At 43.2% G+C, this 20,548-nt stretch carries 21 protein-coding genes; 14 read left to right on the top strand and 7 right to left on the bottom strand.

Annotation, left to right across the window (positions count from 1 at the left end):
• Positions 1–158 precede the first annotated feature (158 nt).
• From H6G96_RS31125 to H6G96_RS31145, 5 genes are all read right to left on the bottom strand, one after another.
• Positions 159–5,570 (bottom strand): filamentous hemagglutinin N-terminal domain-containing protein, encoded by a 5,412-nt coding sequence (locus tag H6G96_RS31125; protein WP_190916818.1) that lies wholly within the window; start codon positions 5,568–5,570, stop codon positions 159–161.
• A 297-nt stretch (positions 5,571–5,867) separates the two neighbouring features.
• A complete protein-coding gene (locus H6G96_RS31130) occupies positions 5,868–9,437 on the bottom strand; it encodes a filamentous hemagglutinin N-terminal domain-containing protein (RefSeq protein WP_190916820.1) in 3,570 nt (1,189 codons plus the stop codon).
• A 147-nt stretch (positions 9,438–9,584) separates the two neighbouring features.
• Positions 9,585–10,823, bottom strand: coding sequence for a hypothetical protein (locus H6G96_RS31135; protein ID WP_190916822.1), 1,239 nt, complete (start codon positions 10,821–10,823; stop codon positions 9,585–9,587).
• A gap of 112 nt (positions 10,824–10,935) precedes the next feature.
• Complete coding sequence (locus H6G96_RS31140; protein WP_190916824.1) at positions 10,936–12,516, bottom strand: hypothetical protein; 1,581 nt, start codon at positions 12,514–12,516, stop codon at positions 10,936–10,938.
• A 340-nt stretch (positions 12,517–12,856) separates the two neighbouring features.
• Entirely contained in the window at positions 12,857–13,111 is a 255-nt protein-coding gene (locus H6G96_RS31145; RefSeq protein ID WP_179069411.1) for a hypothetical protein, read from the bottom strand.
• A gap of 257 nt (positions 13,112–13,368) precedes the next feature.
• Between H6G96_RS31145 and H6G96_RS31150 the strand changes: the two genes are divergently transcribed.
• The 14 genes from H6G96_RS31150 to H6G96_RS31215 all read left to right on the top strand — a co-directional run bounded on the left by H6G96_RS31150 (position 13,369) and on the right by H6G96_RS31215 (position 18,531).
• Positions 13,369–13,935, top strand: a complete 567-nt coding sequence (locus H6G96_RS31150; protein ID WP_190916825.1) for a hypothetical protein — start codon at positions 13,369–13,371, stop codon at positions 13,933–13,935.
• A 282-nt stretch (positions 13,936–14,217) separates the two neighbouring features.
• A complete protein-coding gene (locus H6G96_RS31155) occupies positions 14,218–14,655 on the top strand; it encodes a hypothetical protein (RefSeq protein ID WP_190916827.1) in 438 nt (145 codons plus the stop codon).
• Between the two features lie 207 nt (positions 14,656–14,862).
• Positions 14,863–15,078 carry a hypothetical protein gene (locus tag H6G96_RS31160; RefSeq protein ID WP_190916829.1) on the top strand — a complete coding sequence of 72 codons (216 nt, stop codon included), beginning with the start codon at positions 14,863–14,865 and terminating at the stop codon, positions 15,076–15,078.
• Complete coding sequence (locus tag H6G96_RS31165; RefSeq protein WP_190916831.1) at positions 15,075–15,302, top strand: hypothetical protein; 228 nt, start codon at positions 15,075–15,077, stop codon at positions 15,300–15,302. Before H6G96_RS31160 ends, H6G96_RS31165 begins: the two co-directional genes overlap by 4 nt.
• A 27-nt stretch (positions 15,303–15,329) precedes the next feature.
• Positions 15,330–15,590, top strand: coding sequence for a hypothetical protein (locus H6G96_RS31170; protein WP_190916833.1), 261 nt, complete (start codon positions 15,330–15,332; stop codon positions 15,588–15,590).
• A gap of 17 nt (positions 15,591–15,607) precedes the next feature.
• Complete coding sequence (locus H6G96_RS31175; RefSeq protein WP_190916835.1) at positions 15,608–16,210, top strand: ERF family protein; 603 nt, start codon at positions 15,608–15,610, stop codon at positions 16,208–16,210.
• An 8-nt stretch (positions 16,211–16,218) separates the two neighbouring features.
• Positions 16,219–16,380 (top strand): hypothetical protein, encoded by a 162-nt coding sequence (locus tag H6G96_RS31180; protein ID WP_190916837.1) that lies wholly within the window; start codon positions 16,219–16,221, stop codon positions 16,378–16,380.
• A gap of 23 nt (positions 16,381–16,403) precedes the next feature.
• Positions 16,404–16,604 (top strand): hypothetical protein, encoded by a 201-nt coding sequence (locus H6G96_RS31185; RefSeq protein ID WP_190916839.1) that lies wholly within the window; start codon positions 16,404–16,406, stop codon positions 16,602–16,604.
• Positions 16,601–16,945 (top strand): hypothetical protein, encoded by a 345-nt coding sequence (locus H6G96_RS31190; protein WP_190916841.1) that lies wholly within the window; start codon positions 16,601–16,603, stop codon positions 16,943–16,945. Before H6G96_RS31185 ends, H6G96_RS31190 begins: the two co-directional genes overlap by 4 nt.
• A 14-nt stretch (positions 16,946–16,959) precedes the next feature.
• Positions 16,960–17,199 carry a hypothetical protein gene (locus H6G96_RS31195; protein WP_190916843.1) on the top strand — a complete coding sequence of 80 codons (240 nt, stop codon included), beginning with the start codon at positions 16,960–16,962 and terminating at the stop codon, positions 17,197–17,199.
• A 134-nt stretch (positions 17,200–17,333) separates the two neighbouring features.
• Positions 17,334–17,666, top strand: a complete 333-nt coding sequence (locus H6G96_RS31200; RefSeq protein ID WP_190916845.1) for a hypothetical protein — start codon at positions 17,334–17,336, stop codon at positions 17,664–17,666.
• Positions 17,667–17,689: 23 nt separating this feature from the next.
• Positions 17,690–17,965: a hypothetical protein gene (locus tag H6G96_RS31205; protein WP_190916847.1), complete on the top strand. Its 276-nt coding sequence runs from the start codon at positions 17,690–17,692 to the stop codon at positions 17,963–17,965.
• A 28-nt stretch (positions 17,966–17,993) separates the two neighbouring features.
• The gene (locus H6G96_RS31210; RefSeq protein ID WP_190916849.1) at positions 17,994–18,209 is read left to right on the top strand and encodes a hypothetical protein; all 216 of its coding nucleotides are present in this window, start codon (positions 17,994–17,996) and stop codon (positions 18,207–18,209) included.
• 10 nt (positions 18,210–18,219) lie between these two features.
• Complete coding sequence (locus H6G96_RS31215) at positions 18,220–18,531, top strand: hypothetical protein (RefSeq protein ID WP_190916851.1); 312 nt, start codon at positions 18,220–18,222, stop codon at positions 18,529–18,531.
• A 176-nt stretch (positions 18,532–18,707) separates the two neighbouring features.
• On the opposite strand, the gene H6G96_RS31220 is transcribed toward H6G96_RS31215, so the two are convergent.
• Both H6G96_RS31220 and H6G96_RS31225 read right to left on the bottom strand, forming a co-directional pair.
• A complete protein-coding gene (locus H6G96_RS31220; RefSeq protein WP_190916853.1) occupies positions 18,708–19,520 on the bottom strand; it encodes a class I SAM-dependent methyltransferase in 813 nt (270 codons plus the stop codon).
• A 573-nt stretch (positions 19,521–20,093) separates the two neighbouring features.
• The gene (locus H6G96_RS31225) at positions 20,094–20,543 is read right to left on the bottom strand and encodes a hypothetical protein (RefSeq protein WP_190916855.1); all 450 of its coding nucleotides are present in this window, start codon (positions 20,541–20,543) and stop codon (positions 20,094–20,096) included.
• Positions 20,544–20,548: the final 5 nt, after the last annotated feature.

Genomic DNA, 20,548 nt, shown 5'->3' on the forward strand with positions numbered 1-20,548 from the left:
CTTTACAGACGCAAATTTCAAACCACTATGATTACTTTCTCTGCCAATTAACCAACTCTCTCTACTCGTTCTAATCAATCAAAACCCCCTCAACACAAGCAATTCCCCACTGCGGAAACTTCGCCAAAATCTACTTGACAACATATTTATTTCCCAAATTAATTGTCAGCAGATTTTGCAGAACTACAAGTAACTGGTGACTGCTGCCAGTTTTTATGGAGAGTGCCAGTAGATGCGTTGGCTGTAAGTACTATCTCACCTTTAGTATTAGTTCCCCACCCAGTAGCCTCAACAATCGGTGCTGGTGGTGTGGGGATAGGGGGCTTTTCTTTAATAGTTTGCTGAGAGTTAATATCACTGCTTGGGTCCAGAGTTGCCCACTCTGGTCGAACTATATTGCTACTAAAAGCTTCTCTGGGATTAGGAGGTAAACCACCACGTCCAGTAATGATAAAGCTGTTTTGAGCATAACCTGGACTGTAACAGCCCTGCGCTATCTGAGTGTCTACAGCTACTGTGGGTAGCTCAACTAAGCCACTGTTGGGGTCGATACCAGGTGTGTTGAGTTCTACAGAACCACTGAACTCAGGGCTTGCTCCAGTAGCAGTAATGTCACTTGTGCTATCAGATGGCACATCTCGGAACTGTGTACCAAAGATACCTTGGGCATTAATTCGCACGTTTCCGCCACGGAAGTTTGTCGAGTTGGCGCTGATGTCGCTATTTTTAAACGCAATCAGGAAATCTGTGTCAATATTAATGTTGCCGCCAGGAATACCAGAACCTCGGGCATTGGTAGTGATAGAACTTTGATTGCCTAGTAACAGTAAGGGCGATCGCACGAAAATATTTCCGCCACCTCCTGTTGTGTCAGCAGTGATTTTGGCCGCGTTGTTGAGATATACCGAGTTAGCGTTAACTTTTAAGTCACCTGCAAAACCTGAGCCTATACTACTGACAGTTATTTTCGCTCCATCCTGAACTGTCAATTTTCCTGTTGTCACTGTCAAATCACCGCCTGCTCCTTGTCCTGTCGTCTCAGCCGAAATCACTGAGCCGTTACCAGTGAGATTAATAGATTCAGGAGCATTGATACTTAAGATTCCTCCTTTACCACTACCAGAGCTAGCAGCCGATACCGTTGCTCCTCCAGTAAAATTTACAGCTAAGTTTTGCCCATTGCCATTGGGTTGAATTATTAAGTTTCCGCCTGGTGCAGTTCCTGTCGTCCCAGCTTCTAAACTGCTGCCGTCTATTAGGTTCAATTGCGAGGTTTGCACAGTCAGATTGCCACCACTAGCTACGGGGTTAGTAGAATTAGTAGTAGCTGAAACGCGCATTCCATTAGCGATAGTTAGTTTTTCAGTACTAAGAAGCACATTTCCCGCTCGCCCACTAGCATCACCTTCAGATGTGGCTGTCAAAGTGCCACTACCACTAATATTGATAGACTCAGGTGCAAGAACTGTAAGATTTCCTCCTTGACCACTACCTAAAGTGGCTACTGATATCTGCGCTCCATCTTGTAAATTAAGCAGCAAATCCTGCCCATTATTGAGGGGTTGAATACTCAGACTTCCAGCGTTTGCTGAACTCAGAGTTTGAGCAAATAGTCCGCTATTAGCACCGAGTTGTATTTCTTTGACATTTACTGCAATGTCACCTGCGTTACCTCCACCAGAGCTGGAAGTAAGTAATTTGCCACCTTTTATTATTTGAAAAACATTTGTATCGATTGTAATATTGCCACCTTTAGAATTAGTTTCAGTTGTAGCATCCAAAACAGCACTATCGACTACGCTTAGACTAGTGGTTGTAAGGTTGATATTGCCACCTAAAGCAATTTCAGCAGAGTCTGGATTACCTAATAAACTATTTTCGCCACCACTACTTGAGCGTAAAGCGCTACCAGCGCCAGAGATATTAACTTGCTCTGTTGCATTAACGATAATCTCTCCAGCTTTTCCCAGTCCTAATGTCTGAGTTTGTACGATTCCCCCTTTTGTGACATCAAGAGACCGAGTTTGCAGGTTAATTTTGCCACTTTCACCCCTCGCTCCTTGTGCTACCCCACTTAATATTGAGCCATTGTCAACTAGAATAGAATCTGCCTTGATAGAGATATTGCCTGCATTGCTACCTTGCCCGAATGTTGTGGTAGCGATCGCTCCTCCATCTTTAATGCTTATTCGCCCGGTTTCAATATTTAAGTTGCCAGCGTTACCTGTAGAGCCGACGGTTGCCTGAGTAAACAAGCCACTAGGATATAGTGTGCCAGCGATATCAGTTGAATTTGTACTAGTGGGAATATAACCTACAGGAGTATCACCTGGAGGTATTCCACTTAATCTAGGGGTGTTATATAATGACCCTACTCCGTTGCTTGTTGTTCCAGTTACTTCCACAAAGTTAGTGGCATTAAGATTAATATTTCCTCCTGTTCCACTACTAAAAGTTGAAGCAGATATTTGAGCGCCATCAGTAAGTGAAATCGAAGGAGCAGTAATTTGAATATCTCCCCCCCTACCAGAGCCAAAAGTGTTGGTAGAAATTGCTTTAGGCTCGTCATATATTTTATCAAGGCCAAAGGTAAAAGGCGCATTACTGATAATTGTAATATTTCCTGAACCCAGCGTCCCTATTGAATAAATTGAACCCGTATCAATAATGTCATTGGCTTGCAACCTAATTCCACCTCCTTTTTCTGCATTACCAGAATTAGAATAGGAGAAAGAGTTCAAATTGCCTGTAGTAATGCCGCCATTGAAAGAACTGATGGTAATTGCACCGCCATTTCCTAATGTGCCATATTCAGATTGGGAGAAAGTATCCAAATTACCTTTAATGATTATATTATCACCTGCCTCAAGATTAATCGCGCCTCCATTTCCTGCTATGCCACTATAAGATTCCGAGGAAGAACCAGAAGGACCGAAAATGGAAATGCTGCCGTTTTTCGCCTCAAAATGAACCATACCACTATCACCTGCTTGATTACCAGATTGTGAGCCAGAGTCAAAACCACCTACCCCAATGTCATTATTTAGGCTAATATTATTAATAAGACCTCCGATGATAATGTTGCCATTGGAGGAAATCATGTTTATTGCGCCACCATTTCTTGCAACGTCAAAAGTAGACTTTGAACTGGAGTCCAACTCTTCCGTAATATTAATGTTTTTGGCGGCTTCGATATTAATCCTGCCCCCATTTCCTGCTGTACCAAAAATAGACAAGGAGGAAGAGTTCAAACCGCCTTTGAAAGTAACGCCATTGAAAATACCTACAGAAATACCGCCGTTAAAGGAGATCAAGTTTATACCTCCTCCATTTCCCTGTATACCAACTTGGGATGTTGATTTAGATGACAACTCGCCAGTAGTATTAATATCGTTTGTAGCACTAAGGCTAATCGCACCTCCGTTGCTAGCTGTACCTTCTTCAGCACGTGAGTAAGAGCGCAAATCGCCAGTTATATTAATGCTTTTAGCTGCTTCAAGCTTAATTTCACCTCCATTTCTAGCGTTACCTTTTTCAGAGAACGAGTAAGAAAATAAATTGCTAGTGATAATACTGTTATTCGTGGCTTCAAGACTAATCGTTCCCCCGTTCCCTGCACTCTCAGGAGAGTATGAGTAAGATTGTAAATTAGCAGTAGTAATGTTGCCGTTGTTGGCTTCTAAATTAATTAGACCCCCATTGCCCGCACTGCCAAAACGAGAGTCTGAGGAAGATTCTAAATTCCCAGTGGTAATGCCGTTAGCAGCTTCAAGGCTAATCACACCCCCATTTCTACTACTGCCAGATTTCGAGTAAGAATAAGAGTATAAACCAGTACTGGTAATGCTGCCATTAGCAGTTTCAAGGCTGATGTTGCCTCCATTTGCCGTACTGCCAAAATCACTGTAAGAGTTAGAAAATAAATTGCTAGTGATAATACTGCCATTCGCAGCTTTGAGGCTAATCGCTCCCCCGCTGCCCGCACTCTCAGGAGAGTATGAGTAAGATAACAAATCGCCAGTAGTAATGCCGTTAGCAGCTTCAAGGCTAATCACACCTCCATTTCCACTACTGCTAGATTCCAAGTAAGAGGACAAACCAGTACTGGTAATGCTGCTAGCAGCACCTTCAAAGCTGTAGGAGTAAGAAAATAAATTGCCAGTAGTAATATTGCCGTTGGTGGCTTTTAAGTTAATGTCACCCCCATTGTTCGCGCCATTAATTGTAATCAAGTCTTGTCCATTGGTTTTAATCGCTCCAGCACTGTTAATAGTAATGGTACCTCCATTAGTACTAATGCTCTGAGTACTCACATTTCCCAATGCCGCCGACAAGTCAACTATTCCCCCAGCACCATTAAATGGCTGTAAGGTCAAATTTCCACCTATCGTGATTCCCTCTGGTACAGTTCCACTACTAAACGCAGGTACTCTACCATAATTGATAGCCTCATAAGCTAGAGTATTCTGCCCAGAACGCATAATTAACGCTGTCCTCTTGCTTAAAGTTACAATATCTTGTCCAGCAGGTAAAATGCTAGTGTCCGGTCTAGTAATATTTATATCACCCTGAAGCCGTATATTTTCTTTGCTTTCAATTAACAGCGATGCCCCTGTATAGTTAGCTGCAACATCCACATGACCATTACTGCTAATTATTGGGCCATAGAGGCTTACGAAGTTTGCCAGTTCCTCCGATACACTTCTGAGCGAAAAATTCCCACCACTGGCAAAGCGAGCATCGCCAGAGATAATTCCATCACTTATTAAGCTAAAGTCACCCCCGCTGGCAAACGATGTCCGCGTTGGATGATTGAGGGCTAAAATGTCAATTCCTTGATTTCCCTCAATTGTGAGATTACCGCCTGCTTGAGTTAAAAACGGAGTTGTCACACTGTCTCGCACTCGCACTGTATCAGTAGCTTGCAGTGTTAAATCTCTACCTGCTTTTAGCTGTCCCTGCAAATCAAGTTTGTCAGCTACTAATGTTAGGTCTTGCTGGGGTGCTAAATTTCCGGTGTTGGTAATAGTTGCCCCTGACTGACTTGCTCCATATTGCAACCCTGGTGTAATATTTACCGTCAGTAACGGCGGTGCTTGGGGATCAGTAGCACTGAAGGTACTGCCATTAGTAAACTTGAAACTGCTTGCTGTAGTTGCAGAGAATGAGCCACCAATATCTAATCGGGCATTTTGTCCGAAAATGATGCCATTGGGATTAAGTAGGAATAAGTTTGCTTTACCGTTAGCACGAATTAAGCCATCAATATTAGAAATTGACTTACCTGTTACTCGTGTCAGGATGTTTTGAATATCTAGTGAATTATTGAAGAAAGCAGTACTTCCGTTGGGAACAGAGAACTGCTCAAAGCTGTGGAATAGATTACCCCCTCTTGCAGTTCCGCCCTTAATAATATTAGTATTGCCCTCTAATTTGACATTAGAATTATTCGGCAGAGTCCTATCTGGGGTGATTTGGGCAACTGAGATATTTGCATATAAAGTGAGCGCACTGACAATGGCAATTTCTAAACCTTGTAACCAGTCCAAACGCGCAGTTCTAAAAGACATTGCACTTTCCTATAGAAAAAAATTTAGCTTGGAAGCCGAAATCTTGAGTATAAGTTTGCGGAAACTTTACTAACAATTTTTTAATGGCTATCACAACTACTGGATCATCATCCTGGTACTCGTGTAAAAAGTTGAACCTCGGATTCTGCCCCGAATTTGCTGCAACGCGTGAGTTTCTGCATACGTAGAGTATGATTCCCCATGTCATTACATTGCGTTGCACTCTTGTCTGCAACTGTTTAACTCTGCGCTGGACTCTTCGCCAAAATCTACTTGACAACATATTTATTTCCCAAATTAATTGTCAGCAGATTTTGCAGAACTACAAGTAACTGGTGACTGCTGCCAGTTTTTGTGGGGAGCGCCAGTAGATGCGTTGGCTGTAAGTACTATCTCACCTTTAGTATTAGTTCCCCATCCAGTAGCCTCAACAATCGGTGCTGGTGATGTGGGGATAGGGGGCTTTTCTTTAATAGTTTGCTGAGAGTTAATATCATTGCTTGGACCCAGAGTTGCCCACTCTGGTCGAACTATATTGCTACTAAAAGCTTCTCTGGGATTAGGGGGTAAGCCACCGCGTCCAGTAATGATAAAGCTGTTTTGAGCATAACCTGGACTGAAACAGCCCTGCGCTATTTGAGTGTCTACGGCTACCGTGGGTAGCGCAACTAAGCCACTGTTTGGGTCGATACCAGGTGTGTTGAGTTCTACAGTCCCTTGTGTACCAAATTCTGAACTAGCAGTAATATCACTCAAGAGAGTTGGACTTTTACGAAACTCAATACCATAAATGCCGTTCGCTTTGATATTTACTCTCCCACCCGCACCTGTAAAAGCATTGGCCCTGATATCGCTGTTTTCGTTGGGAACTGCAACGATAAATTTTGAGTTGATATTGATGTTACCGCCATCGCCATCTAATTTTTTTGTACCTGCGTTAATGGTGAATTGACTGTTGCGATGGAGTAATAAATCGCTACCTAATTCTTCTGTACCTGCTCCCGTAATAATTTGACTGTTGCGACGGAGTAATAAATCGCTACCTAATTCTTCTGTACCTGCTTCCGTAGTAATTTGACTGTTGTGACGGAGTAAGAGTAAATCGCTGTTGATGTTGATATTACCACCGTTACCGGATGCAGTTTCGGCGTTGATTAGACCTTGGTTGTCTAAGGTAATTTTAGGTGAGTTGATATCGATATTGCCACCCTTCCCGACACCTCCCTTTTCCACTGTACTGAAGATGCCTGCATTATTTGCAATGAAAACGGCATTTCTTGCACCCACTGTCACGTTCCCCGCATTTCCCTGTCCAAAAATTGAGGCAGAAAGTCCAGCGTCATCTCGTAATGAAAATGAACCAGAATTAATGGTAATATTACCCCCATTGCCAACTGCTCCTGTGCCCACAACGCTTAAAATCCCACTTTGATTACCATTTTTCTGTCCAGCAATATTAACAGCACCTGTTACTAAAACATTGACATTGCCTGCATTCCCTTGTCCATAAATTGAGGCAGAAAGTGCAGCGCCATCTCGTAATGAGAATGAACCAGAATTGATGGTAATGCTACCCCCATTGCCAACTGTTCCTGTGTCCATACTGCTAAAAATCCCACTGAAACTACCATTTTTCCGTCCAGCAATATCAACATTACCTGTTATCAAAACATTGACATTGCCTGCATTCCCTATTCCTGCTGGTTGGGTGGCAGATGCATCACGAGCACCAGTTTGCAGTTGAGCACCATCAGTGAGTGACAAAGTTGCAGCATTGATGTTGATATTGCCACCCTTGCCGACACCTCCGGCTGACACCGTGCTAAAGATGTCAGCATTAGCGAGGGAAACAGCATTTGTTGCACCCACTGTTATATTCCCCGCATTCCCCTGTCCAAAAGTTGAGCTAGAAAGTCTAGCGCCATCAGTGAGTGAGAGGGTTGCAGCATTGATGTCGATATTGCCACCGTTACCGACACTTCCGGTTTCCACTCTGCTTCCAATGTAAGTATTACCTGCAAGGGACACAGCATTTGTTGCACCCACTGTTATGTTCCCCGCATTCCCCTGTCCATAAGTTGAGGCTAAAAGTACAGCGCCATCAGTTGATAGTGTTGCAGCATTGATGTTGATATTGCCACCCTTACCGACACCTCCATCTCCCACTCTGCTTTCAATGTAAGTATTACCTGCAAGGGACACAGCATTTGTTGCACCTACTGTTATATTCCCCGCATTCCCCACACCTCCATCTCCCACCGTGCTTTCAATGTAAGTATTATCTGCAAGGGACACAGCATTTGTTGCACCCACTGTTATATTCCCCGCATTCCCCTGTCCATAAGTTGAGCTAGAAAGTATAGCGCCATCAGTTGATAGTGTTGCAGCATTGATGTTGATATTGCCACCGTTACCGACACCTCTATCTTCCACTCTGCTTCCAATGTAAGTATTACCTGCAAGGGACACAGCATTTGTTGCACCCACTGTTATATTCCCCGCATTCCCCACACCTCCATCTCCCACCGTGCTGAGGATAGAAACAAAACCTGCAAGGGACACAGCATTTGTTGCACCTACTGTTATATTCCCCGCATTCCCCTGTCCATAAGTTGAGCTAGAAAGTATAGCGCCATCAGTTGATAGTGTTGCAGCACTGATGTCGATATTGCCACCTTTACCGACACCTCCATCTCCCACCGTGTTGAGAATGTAAGTATTACCTGCAAGGGACACAGCATTTGTTGCACCCACTGTTATATTCCCCGCATTCCCCTGTCCATAAGTTGAGCTAGAAAGTATAGCGCCATCAGTTGATAGTGTTGCAGCACTGATGTCGATATTGCCACCTTTACCGACACCTCCATCTTCCACCGTGCTAAAGATGTTAGCATTAGCAAGGGACACAGCATTTGTTGCGCTCACTGTCACATTCCCCGCAACAGTCTCAGGTGCCCCCAAACTTTCAGCGATACCAGCATCAAGGCTACTGCCGCCTAATATCTCTACATTTCGGGCATTAATAGCAATATTACCGCCACCAGCAGCTTTTACATGCACACCCGCTTGATTGGTAAGGGATACCGAAGCACGAGTCACATTCTCAGGAAATCTCAAGCTGAGATTATCTTCATTAAAAAGAAGATTGACATTTCCAGGTGCTGCTAGTCCTCCTAACTCAACTCTTCCACCATAAGCATTTAACTGTCCACTATCCATGTTGACATTACCGCCCACTAGCAGCAAACTTTTACCATCTCCTACTCGTAAACCTAATGCGTTTAAACCTGCTAAATCTGTTCCTGCTGGTGCAACTGAGTTATTTTGAATCGCTGCGTTTTGATTAATCTGATTAAACAGCAATGCTGAAGGATCAATAGTCAACAAGGGCGAGGGGATATTTTTATCAGTAGCGCTAAAAAATCCTCGATTTCCAAATTGCAGTGCATTCGCTGTACTCGCCACAAACGAACCACCAACATTTAAGCTGGCATTTTCACCAAATACAATTCCATTGGGATTAATTAGAAATAGGTTAGCCGTACCCAACGTGCGAATTATCCCATCAATATTAGAAACTGAGCCACCTGTTACTCGACTAATAATATTTTGAATATCTAGAGCATTATTAAAAGAAGCAGTGCCACCAGTATTCACAGAAAACTCACCAAAACTGTGAAATAAATTACCGCCAGCTTGAGTTCCTCCAGTAATGTTAAAGGTGTCACCCTCTCTTGTGACGCTAGAGTTATTTGGTAAAGTACCATCTGGAGTTATTTGAGCGTTCGCATAATCAACGGTACAAAAGCTTACACCGAAAGTGATAGCCGCTAAAGCACCCCAACAAGCAAAACCCAAACCTGACATCGCAAGCCTCCACCAATAGCAGTAGCCAACTTTAGTTAAGCATAAATCAAGTTACTAGCTACTAAATAGCCAATAATCAGCCCACTAAGTTTTCACCTAAAAACTCCGGTTTTTCGCAAGAACTTGAATAATTTACAAAACTTTACTTTATAAAGCTCTCAAACTACCGCTCACGATACTCGCCCTAATCAACTCCCCATCAACAATCGCAATTCCCCACTGCGGATATTTCGCCAGCACCTTTTTAATCACAATCTGCAAAGCAGGGTCATCATTCCAGCACGAGAGCAAAAAGTCAAACCCCGGATTCTGCCCTGAATTCGCCGCAACTTTGAGTTTCTGCATACGCTCCGGTCGCATATTTGACCTCGCTACAATCGCCTCATGCGACCATTTTTCAGCACTGGGGGCAGGTGCGGCGGAACCTTCACCCTCATGAACTGCTTTGACTACTACACCCGAAACCGAGTTTTCAGTCATCAACTCAGCAGAGGGGCGACTCGGTTCTATTTTCTGATCTGCGATCGCTGAAGTTGAAGATTTTTCATTTTGAGCTACGGGCGCGGCGGAACAAGTGCCTTCATGAGAGATTGTCGGCTCATTACCACAATCCTGGTGTTTACCCAACAACAAAGTAGATTGACTCGGTGCAGCATCCACAAGCGCCAGCGATGTACAATCATTCGCCATAGGCGAGTCTTCCTCCTTCTCTGACACGCCTTGAACAGTTTGAGGCGACGCGCCCCTCAAGGGAGCGTAAGCCGTCTCCTCAACTTGCAAAATCTCATTTAGCGTGTCAGAGATACATCTCACAATCTCTTTTGAAGAGTTTGTGAGATGTTCTTGAGCAGTTCGTGAGGGTTTCTGAAAGCCTTGCTCTGAATGACTTTCACCTGAGATAGATGCTTGATTTAAAGCACCCATTTCTTCAGAGCCAGCATCTTTCTCTGAATCCCCAGCATTTGATTCTCGTTTTTCAGAATTTGGTTCTTGTTTTAGAGAATTTGGTTGCTGATTAAGAGAATTGGCTTTCTCCCAGAACTCCTTCATCCGACTGCCATGCAAATTCTTCACCATCCAGCTAGCCGTTTCTCGGCCGTCTTGAATCGACTTGTCGGGCTTGAAAATGAATAGCCCACTGTCAGAGAGAATTTTCTTTGCAGAGATAAAAGTACTGTACCCCAAAGCACTTGTTAGCGGCATCCATCGGGAACCATAAGGGTCAGCCGTCCAGCACTCTTGCCATAGCTGATTAACGGAGGGTTTTTGTTGCGATGCCCAGAGCATATCTTCTATGGGAATAATCACATGAAGCCTTTTATACGGTGACTGTGGTTTTCTAACAGCAGCCTTTTTGAGCTTGGGACGAGTAATAGTTGCAGTCATTCTATAATCTCCTGTTTATATTGACGCACAGAAATTTCCCCCTCTGTGATTGCGGGGCTTGCTATTTCCTATTTGGTTGTCTAAAGAATTACTGGTATGGGCAACAGATCAGTTAGCCTTGCCAGAATCGCAACTCGTCTCGGAAATACCTATCAGTTTTCTTGGACTGGTTTCGCCAGTGATCCCAAGCAACTACCACTTCCTCGCCTAAATCCTCTACGACTTCGCCCCTTTCAACATACAAAGTGCGGTATGGGTCGGCGTGGGAAACGATAGAACCAACGTTAATGGTGTCTGGTTGAGAAGATGCGTTCTCGAGTGCCGTAATTAATTTTGTCTCTTGGGTGGTCAATTCCGCCCAATAGTCCTGTTTAATCACCTCATACTCTTGCGCCACCGCCCAATAGTCCTGCCACGTACACCCAGGTTTAGCTAGCACTGACCTAATATCGCTAACTGCTTGGGGCAACATTTCCAATTGCTCGGCTCGATATGCGATCGCGGATTGTGTCGGCTCACTTCCCAGAATGATTGCCGCAGCTTCCAACGCTTGGGTATTGTTCATCGCACTGGCAAGATTCTTCAACGCCATGCCCATGAGCCGCAAACATTCCTGAGCATTTTCTTTTGGCGGTTCCTGGGCTAGCGATCGCAGGTCAATGGTTTTCTCCAATGCTTGCTGGACTTTCTTGTTTAAAGCTTTAGCCCCTTGTTTAATGTAAGTATTTCTCCAATCTTGTCCAGTCCGAGGCTCTTTAGAATTTTCCAAATCCTGAATACGCTGCCTAAGCTGCTGATTCTCAGTCTCCAGCTTTCTCAATCCCTCCATCTCATCTAACCGTTGTTGCAACTGGATATTTTCTTCTTTCTGTTGTTTAAACAGTTGTTCCAGAGATTGGATTTGTTCTTGTACCTGGGCTTCGGCTCTGGCTGCGGCCTCTGTTTGCAAACCAATTCTCAATTCCTGGGAAAGTCGCTCTAACTCCTGTTTATGACGTTCTTCAATAGCAGTGATCGCTTCGGTATACTCTTTTGGGTAAGTCCGCTCATTCGATTCGGACACAATTGCGTCATTTAAACCAGTCAAATCAGCATTATTGATCAACAACCTCTCACCATCGCTGAAGGTAACAATCTGCTGATAGTTATTGGGTGCGTCTGCCTCAATCACTCCCGAATCTCTATAACGAGGATGTGAAAGCGAAGAAACAGTCACAGAATTACACAATTGCGTTTTGGGGTTTTCGCTTTTTGTGGCGCGTTTAACCATTGGTGCAACCTGCTGCACTGCTTTGGCGAAGTCGGCGGCAGTGGGGAAGGGTTTTTCTTTGGCTGCGATCGCAACAGCTTGTTCTAACTTGTCAGGAGTTTCGACCAACCGGAGCAGGGAGCGAGTTTGAGAAGGCTTAGTGATTTTTATCCTCAGTTCCTCTGGCAGAGTATCAACTACTTTCTTCGCAGACAGCAAATCCCTGACACGCCGATATCCGCCATGTTTGATTAGCTCTTTTTCACAATAGTCCTCAAAGCTGAGATATCCAGCATCTTTGTAGTAGTGGTTGTCTCGCATTAGACGTAGTTCATCTATTGCTTGCCACTCGAACCTATCGATGGCGGTGAAGGTTTCCTGAATGCTGGTGTTGACAACACTGTAATCGAGTGCTGTTGTTTGTTCTCTGTCTAGTGTCAGCATATTTCTTGCTCACTATGATAGATGCCTAAAAGTTGAGGTGGTGCAGCTTAACCAAAGTGAACCCAGCATCTAATTTGGAAGGTTTTTCCAAAAATATGTCAGCATTATAATTAGCTCACTTTGTCGTTAACGGATTGAGCAGGCGATCGCAATGCTTTGGTCGGCGGCGATCGTCTTCTACTTCTCCAGTTTTTATCAGTATATAATGATATTATCACTATATAATCAATATACACTGCTTACAAAAAAACAAAGCCCGCTTATTGATTAGCGGGCTTGTCCGGTTTAAGGAGATCCATTAATTGTGAATGTTTTTGCCTGAGAGAATCATTCTCTTCTCTCAGGCGAGCAATTCCCCCATGAGTAAAGAGTCCTGTTGGTTTGATTTGCGCTCTAAAGCCTCTATTCGCTTTTTTAGGTCTATAACATCTACCTTCTCAGATTCGTCAAGGTAATCATCAATCCACGAGATTAGTACTTCAGTAATTGTTTTACCTTGATTGCGGACTTTCTCTGCAAACCTTGTCTTCCTTTCTTGGTCAACCTGGATTTGAATGAAAACCCTGTCTGAAGACGCTTTTGATCCCTTGGTCATTCTTGCTTAACTCCTTAATTATAAATATTAGCTTACCAATGACTGTTTGTAATGACAATTTCATGAAAAATGTATTGACAATGTAGTGATAATATCATAATATAAAAATATGAGGGGCAAGAAAGGCTCGTATAAATCAAACCGACCTTCTATTGCCTCAAAAGTACAGTTTTTTTCATCTATCAAAACAAAAGACGACCGCCTGTCCTGGAAAACTTGCGATCGCCTTTTACCCAAATAAATTGGAGATTTTTATTATGGCGTATGTAACTCATACACGACAAGCAATTGCCGATTATTCTGTTGACAAGCAAGCCGCAGCACAAGCCGAGCTTGACAAATACATCGAATCTCAAGCCGAAGCTGTAGCCCCAACCCAAGACCCCCTGACTGCTCGTGACCGTCGCATCATTGGCGAGATTATCGAAGTCCAACCCGAAACAGTGCGTACAATCTGGATTGAAGGCGGAATCACAGTATGGGTGCAGTTCGTGAAAGGCGGACGACTGCCATTCGACCGCAACTGGTTCGCTACAAGAGTTGCAGAGGTTAAGGCGACTCTACCAGAAACACCACTAGAACGGAACGAACGATTAAGCGATGAATTGGAAAAAGCCTGCGCTGTTTTTGGCCTGTACCACGGTGAGATCAACTGGTTATCATTTAGCACCAAACTCTTTCAAGACGGGCGTTTTGTCGGCTTCGTCGGGTGCAGTCAAGAAGGTTGGTACGCAAGACCAAGACAGTACGGACTCAATCGTGTGGCTGCTAGTGCTGAACAAGTGATTGCGTCGTTGGGAGTCCGAGCGGCAGTAGCGGCGTAAGTTGCTGAAGTGAGAAAGGCGATTGCACACCAAGACGAATGCAATCGTCAACAAGTTTAATCACTAAGCAGACACAATGATGGCACAAAGTACAGCAGATAACCTCATACTTCAAAATTCGGGTTTTGATAACCATCGGCTGAAAATTATGCGCTCTCCAGTAGATCCGAACGCACAGGTGTAAGAAATCCGTGAAGTGGAAAAGGCGATCGCAGATCAAAAGAATTGCAATCGCCACGCAAACGAAATTTAGACAATCGAAATCATCATGGCACACAGAATATGATTAGCCCATTTTCTCTTCAACAGATTCAGTTGGAAGAGTCTCTTGACAAGATACTCTTACCTCCAACCGACCCCAATGCAGAGGTGCAAGAGATTTCTGGATACAAGCTGGTTTACGTTGGCGGAGCTTGCCCCAGAAATTATCGTGTTTACAAAGCTGATTCAATGATTGGGGTGATATTTCAGCATATTACCCACTGGTCTAACGGAGTCGATTCTCTTCGATACGCCCAGCCGGTTGATGCAGCAGTCGGGCTAGACCAATTTATGAAGGTGGCAAGGGTATCAACAACGGCTACAGAACAATCACCCACGGAAGAAGAGTTGCTAGACAAAGAATTTGACGCGCTAAGTTGCAGCGTAAGGAAACGGGTGGGTAGCTATCTCAATTCGCAATTACCAATTCGCAATTCGCAATTATTAATCCACTCCTGAAGGCGCTTGCTCTGAATATTGATAGTGTTTATTTTATTCATCAATAAATTGAGGAGCTTGTAACCCTGAAATAATCAATTCACAATTTTGTCCGCAATTGCGAATTGCGAATTGCGAATTGCAAATTGTTTAGTAGACCCACCTATGTAGGAAGGAGCAAACTTAAATTTTATCGAAATAGAACAACACAACTCATCGAATAAGCCAATGGAACCGATAGAAATACTGAAGCAATTCAACTCGTGCTACGTAAATATTCAGGCAATTGCTCAAGATGAAAACTGGCTTTTGTTGCTTGCCGATAAGAAGATTGACCCAGAGGCAGCAACTCATTTAAGCGATGTCCTGCACTACTTGAGTGAAGTAATGGGTTGTGTGGAAGAAATCGTTGAGGTCAAGTTTAATCAGGATGCAGAACTATGAAATTCTATGCAACCAGTATTCCTCAAGCTTTGCCAATTCGGGCAATCCTTATATCAAACAAAGCAGGTTTGATTGAGGTTGAAATCAATGATAAAGACCCTGGCTTTCATTCAATCATTGAGGAATTATCTACTGAAATTCAACCAGGAGTGGTTGGTGTAAAAGCTGGAGATTTATGTCAAAAACTCAGCATTCGGATGGTTAATACTAGCGAACAGAATTGACAACCAAAATTTAGTAAATCCCAAAAAATGAAATTCACAACTGTATCTGTTAGCTACTCTAGAAAATTCAATCTAGGCGACTACGAGTCACTGGAACTAGGTTGCTCTTTATGGGCGCAAGTCGAGGATGGGGAAGACGCGGATGGAGTGACACAATTTCTCTATCTGCAAGCAAAAACTTCGGTAAAGCAAGCGGCAATGCCTGTCTTGAAAGCTTCAGAGTTTCAGATAAATAAAGCTAAATCTAGCAAAAAAGTGTCTGGCGATATCAATGAAAACGATTGGTAGAGTAAGAGGACTAGACAATGCAAGAACTAATCAAAGCTCTAATTAAAGCAAAGTCAGAGTTTAACCCCATTCAAAAAGACGGTACTAATCCTCACTACAAACGCAAATATGCAACACTAGATGCTGTATTAGATGCTGTCACTCCCGGACTCAGTAAACATGGATTAGTAATAATTCAAACTACTGAAATCTTTGAAGGTAAAACCGTACTACGAACTCATATTTTTCATGAATCTGGGGAAAATATCACCAGTACTTATCCTCTTCCCGAAATTAGTGATTCTCAGAAGTTTGGTGCAGCATTAACTTATGCACGACGATATGCGGTTTGTGCAATTTTATCGGTGACGGCAGATGAAGATAATGACGCTGAAGGCGCAACTACTCCTCAAAAGCCTGAGCAGCCACAGAATAATATTAGACCCCGCAAAGACAATCAACAGTATAGAGTCCAGCCACCAAAACAAGCTGTAACTGCACCATCAATCAGCCCAAAAGATTTGCGAGTCAAAGAAGTTCGCACACTTTTAAATTATCCATTGGATTTGGTGAAAGAATGGCTGCATTCTCGAAATGTTACGAGTCCAAGTGAGCTTGATACTACCAAGATGATGAACTAGTAAAAACTATGTGTTTGGCTTGGGCTGGTAATAAGTTTGGACATCCAAATCACGCTGTTAACTCTTATCAGAAACACGTAATCGATGCTGTACTGCGAGGTGTTTCTGAGATGTCAGCGATTCAGGCATGGATGGAAGGAGCGCTTGCACAATTGCCTGAACTCAATTGAATAACACCAATAGGAAAAATATCATGCCGAGAAAATCCACTCATCCCACTCCTACTGACAATTCCTCACTATGCATACAATACCTTCGTCGTTGTGGGGGTAGCGCTCGATTGTGTCATATCAACTTCAGTCTTAGTGTGATTCAAACCTTGGTCAATCAAAAAAGAGTAAAGATTAGCAATACTGGTGCAGGGTTTTTTATTGAATTGGAGGATTCCAAATGACTAATCACAAACAAGTTGTTTACCAATCTCAATTAGACCACAAGAGTAAAATGGTTCTTCGCCGCCGTACTAGAAGAAGATTCAACCCCAGGATTTTCATCGACCGCACCATAGAAACAACTGCAATCGCCTCTCTGCTCTTGACTGGATTTTTGGGAGTTGGAGCAATGGGGTGCTGGGGAATGGAGATTATCGACATAAATGCTAACTCCAACATCATCATCTCTGGTTGGCAGCAGCAGAAAAGTATTTGCTTGGGAGGAATGTTGGTCAGTTTTTCCGCATTCTTAGGGAGTTCTTTAGTCGGAGCAAGCCTCAGTATTCACCGGGATAAATTTTAGGTAGAGCAACAACAATGGAAATCAAGTTAACTACATCAGAGATTCAGGCTATCTTGCAGGGCTGTCAATATACATTGCGGCTTATTAGCAGTAGTCAAGATTATCGCAATATCGAATCCTCCGAATACTTTTCTACATCAAATGATGTTGTGCTAAATGATGCGTTCAATGTTTTGGGAGAAGTAGCGGATGCAATTGATCAGGTGGAGCAAGTTAATCAACAAGGGGAACCTAGACATGGAACAGGAAATTAAAAATGCAATTGGTTTGGGCAGTCCAGAACTTGTAATAGAATCGAAACCAAAACCTGAAATCAACAGTAACGATTTACGACTTTGGCAGACTTTTAACTGAGAATGAACCATCAGTCAAAAAGAAGTAACAAAAGATGAATTGTAGTCTTTTCATCAAAGGCATCAGTGCAGCAGCAACAATTATCTGTAGCTATGTTAGCACTCAATATCTCGGCAAAAATATTATGTACGCCATTGGTGGGGCAATAGTCTGCACTGGGATCACAGCATTCATGGTTGACCGAATTACTGGTCAAAATGAAATTGACCAAGTTATCTTGTGCCGACCTCGACCTTTAACTAGACCCACCAGTTGTATAGGTTGCAAATACTATCACGGGATCTCTTACAACGGCTCCCCTTTAATCTGTTCTGTTCATCCCGAAGGCATTGAGGGCGCGAAATGTCCTGATTGGCAAGGCTTTTAACAATCTAAATAAGGAGCAATAACATGACATTAACTTTGGACAACCGCTCTCAAAGCAAAGAATCTTCCTTAACTCAAGCATTGCGACTCCTTCAACAGTTAAACTCCAGAATTCTGGAGTTAGAGCAGCAGCATCAAGATTATGTGCATCAGCAACAGAATCTGATTGGTGCGATTGCTGAAATCTGTGTTTCTCCAATCCAAGAAATAGAAGCGCTGCGGATTCTCATATATCGGGGAGAGTCGGAGTGTCGGCGGTATTTACGCTCGGTGCTGGTGAAGCGAAAGAAGGATTTATAACCTCTATCAGGGAAAGGCATTCTAAATTATGGAACGGAATCAAGGACAAGTAATTGCTGTAAGTCTCATGGGCACATTAGCGGCCATATCTATCGGATATTTAGGAGTGCAAATTTTTGGCAGATATACAATGTACATGATTGCTACAGGAATGTTTGGGCTGGGTACTGGAGGAGCTATTGGTCAGGTTTTAGTGGAGAAAAGGCAGCAGCCAGTAGTACAAACACAGTCAAAACAAAGATAGGAACAATCGCATGGAAACTTCAAAAGTTGTTACTATTCCCAATCATTGGACATCACCAAAATACTCGTTAGGGCAAAGAACCAAACAGGGGATGATCGTAGGAGTTCAGTATTGTCTATTTGAAAACTTGGTGGTTCCTGAACGAGACGGTTTATGGCGATATGCGGTATTAGTTAGCACCGAAGATGAACAGGTCGAATATATTTCCGAATCTGGGGTTCAATTACCACCTGCTCAAGAGTTGCGTTTGGAGATAGAAGGCGAGATTAACTTTTACCAGCGCAAGATTGAGAACCTGACACAGCAGTTAGAGATGATGTGAAAAATACAAGCCGTACCGAGAGCCGCAAGTTGTTAAATCACTAAACAGTTGATCCTTGATGTCAATACTGCTCGGTTTTTGCATTTTGAACTCAGAATTTGGTTTTGGGAAAAGATTAAAGGGTAAAGGTTTTTTCTTCCCCTTTTCCCAAAACCCGACAAGTATTGCCTTTGATGTTATGTTTCTAGCTTCCGGCCAACCATATACCACAAACCTACGGCATAGCGAATGTAATTGAGTTCTGTAAAACCTGCTTTGGCGAACTCGTATTCGAAGTTAAAATGGATAAAGTCATCTAACCACGGTTCTTGAAAAGAAGCGTTCAGGGCGTATTCACCACGATAGGTGTCAGCGTATAGTACCCAACCTCCGGGTTTGGTGATCCGGTACATCTCTTTCAGAATCTTGGGTATCCATTCTTTAGGTGTCTCGTGCAAGAGTAGTGACGATGTAACAAGAGCGAAGGAGTTGTCAGGGTAGCCTGTGTCACGGGCATCCACCTGCTCAAACAAAGCTCGTTCACTAAATCCAACCTTATTAAACTTGTGCTTACTGATCACCAGCATATAAGGCGAAACATCAGTAATCCGAAAAGTGGACTGTGGAAACCGCCGTGCCAAGGCCAACGCTCCATCACCCGTACCTGCACCAAGCTCTAGCACCGTCTCAAGAGAAGTGTCTTCAGGAATTAGCTCGGCCATTTTCTCGCGCAACTGCTGGCAACTAACATTATGGCTGAGGGGAATAATCGCATCCATAGCAGCATCCCAGGCTAAACACGATTGAGGGTTGGTGTAGGCATCAGTTACACCATGAATGTCAGCGTGGATGTAGTCAGGGTAATATTCATGGTCAGTATGGTAGCCTTTGAGTTCCTCTACCCAATTAATTGAGGCATATTCCTGCATTACTAAGGGCATCGCTGCATTAATACGTCGAATCACTTCGGTTCGATACACTTGTTTGTCTTGTGCGTTCCATCTCGGCATAAATAAACATCTCCTACTTACAATCTTTGCTGGCGTTTCTCTCATTTAACTTAACGGTATACACACAAGTCGAGTTGGGAATCAAATGGATCCAAAACAACGGAAAGTTATTGAATAGAATACATGCGTTAGTCGTCAGAATCACCGCATGAATTAGACCTGTCTGACTGGTGGATGAATAACCAGTCCTTAATTAAAAAAAGCTCCGCTCCAAAAGCCCGTTTTTTCAAAATCTGACCAAGTGTGCCGCTTTGAGTTGTGACATCTCTACTCTTTACCCAAACTGGATTTGAGGCATTTTTAACCACTCAAAAATTAAGTTGAAAAAGGAAAGCGGCACGGAAAGCGGCCAAAAAAGGGATAAAAATCGCTCTAATACTTGCAGAAAGGGAGTTTTAGAAAATGGTGGCTGTGACACTAGAAATACAAGGGTTTCAGGAAAAGCGGCCCGATGTCACAACGAAAGAATAAGGGTTTTGGGCATTTTAAAATGTCACGGCACACCTGATTTGCGACATCTGAAAAAAGAAAATAAAAAAGGGGCAACATTCGCCCCGAAGGTATTTTTTGAATTCAAGCCGCAGCCCATCGTATCCATTGCTCAACTTCTGGGCGACTTAAATGTTTAGAAGAAGAGAAAGTAACTTGCTGCTTTCGTGCCCAACGGTAAAGTGTTCGTACCGTCACCTGTTTACCTGTGACTCTAAGAATGATTTCTGGTAAGTCCTTTCCAACTGCATTGGTGTAACAAGCGTTATAAATTGCTTCAGCTAGATGCAATTCGGCAAATGGATTTCCTGAGAGTTTAAACTTAATTTGAAACAGGGTGAATTTTTTATTCGGCTCTAACTTCTTCATGTAAGCCAAAGTCAATAGCCACATAGCTTGTTCCTTTTCCACTTCCCTAGCGTACTGTAGAACTTGGCACAATCTTAACCATTTGCGCCAAGTACGTTCTGCTATGGGATGGCAATAGACTTGCTCACAAGATGTTTTTAGCCAGTCTAAAGGATATTTTTCCATAGCCT

The sequence above is a fragment of the Nostoc sp. FACHB-892 genome, from assembly GCF_014698795.1.
GTDB lineage: Bacteria > Cyanobacteriota > Cyanobacteriia > Cyanobacteriales > Nostocaceae > Nostoc.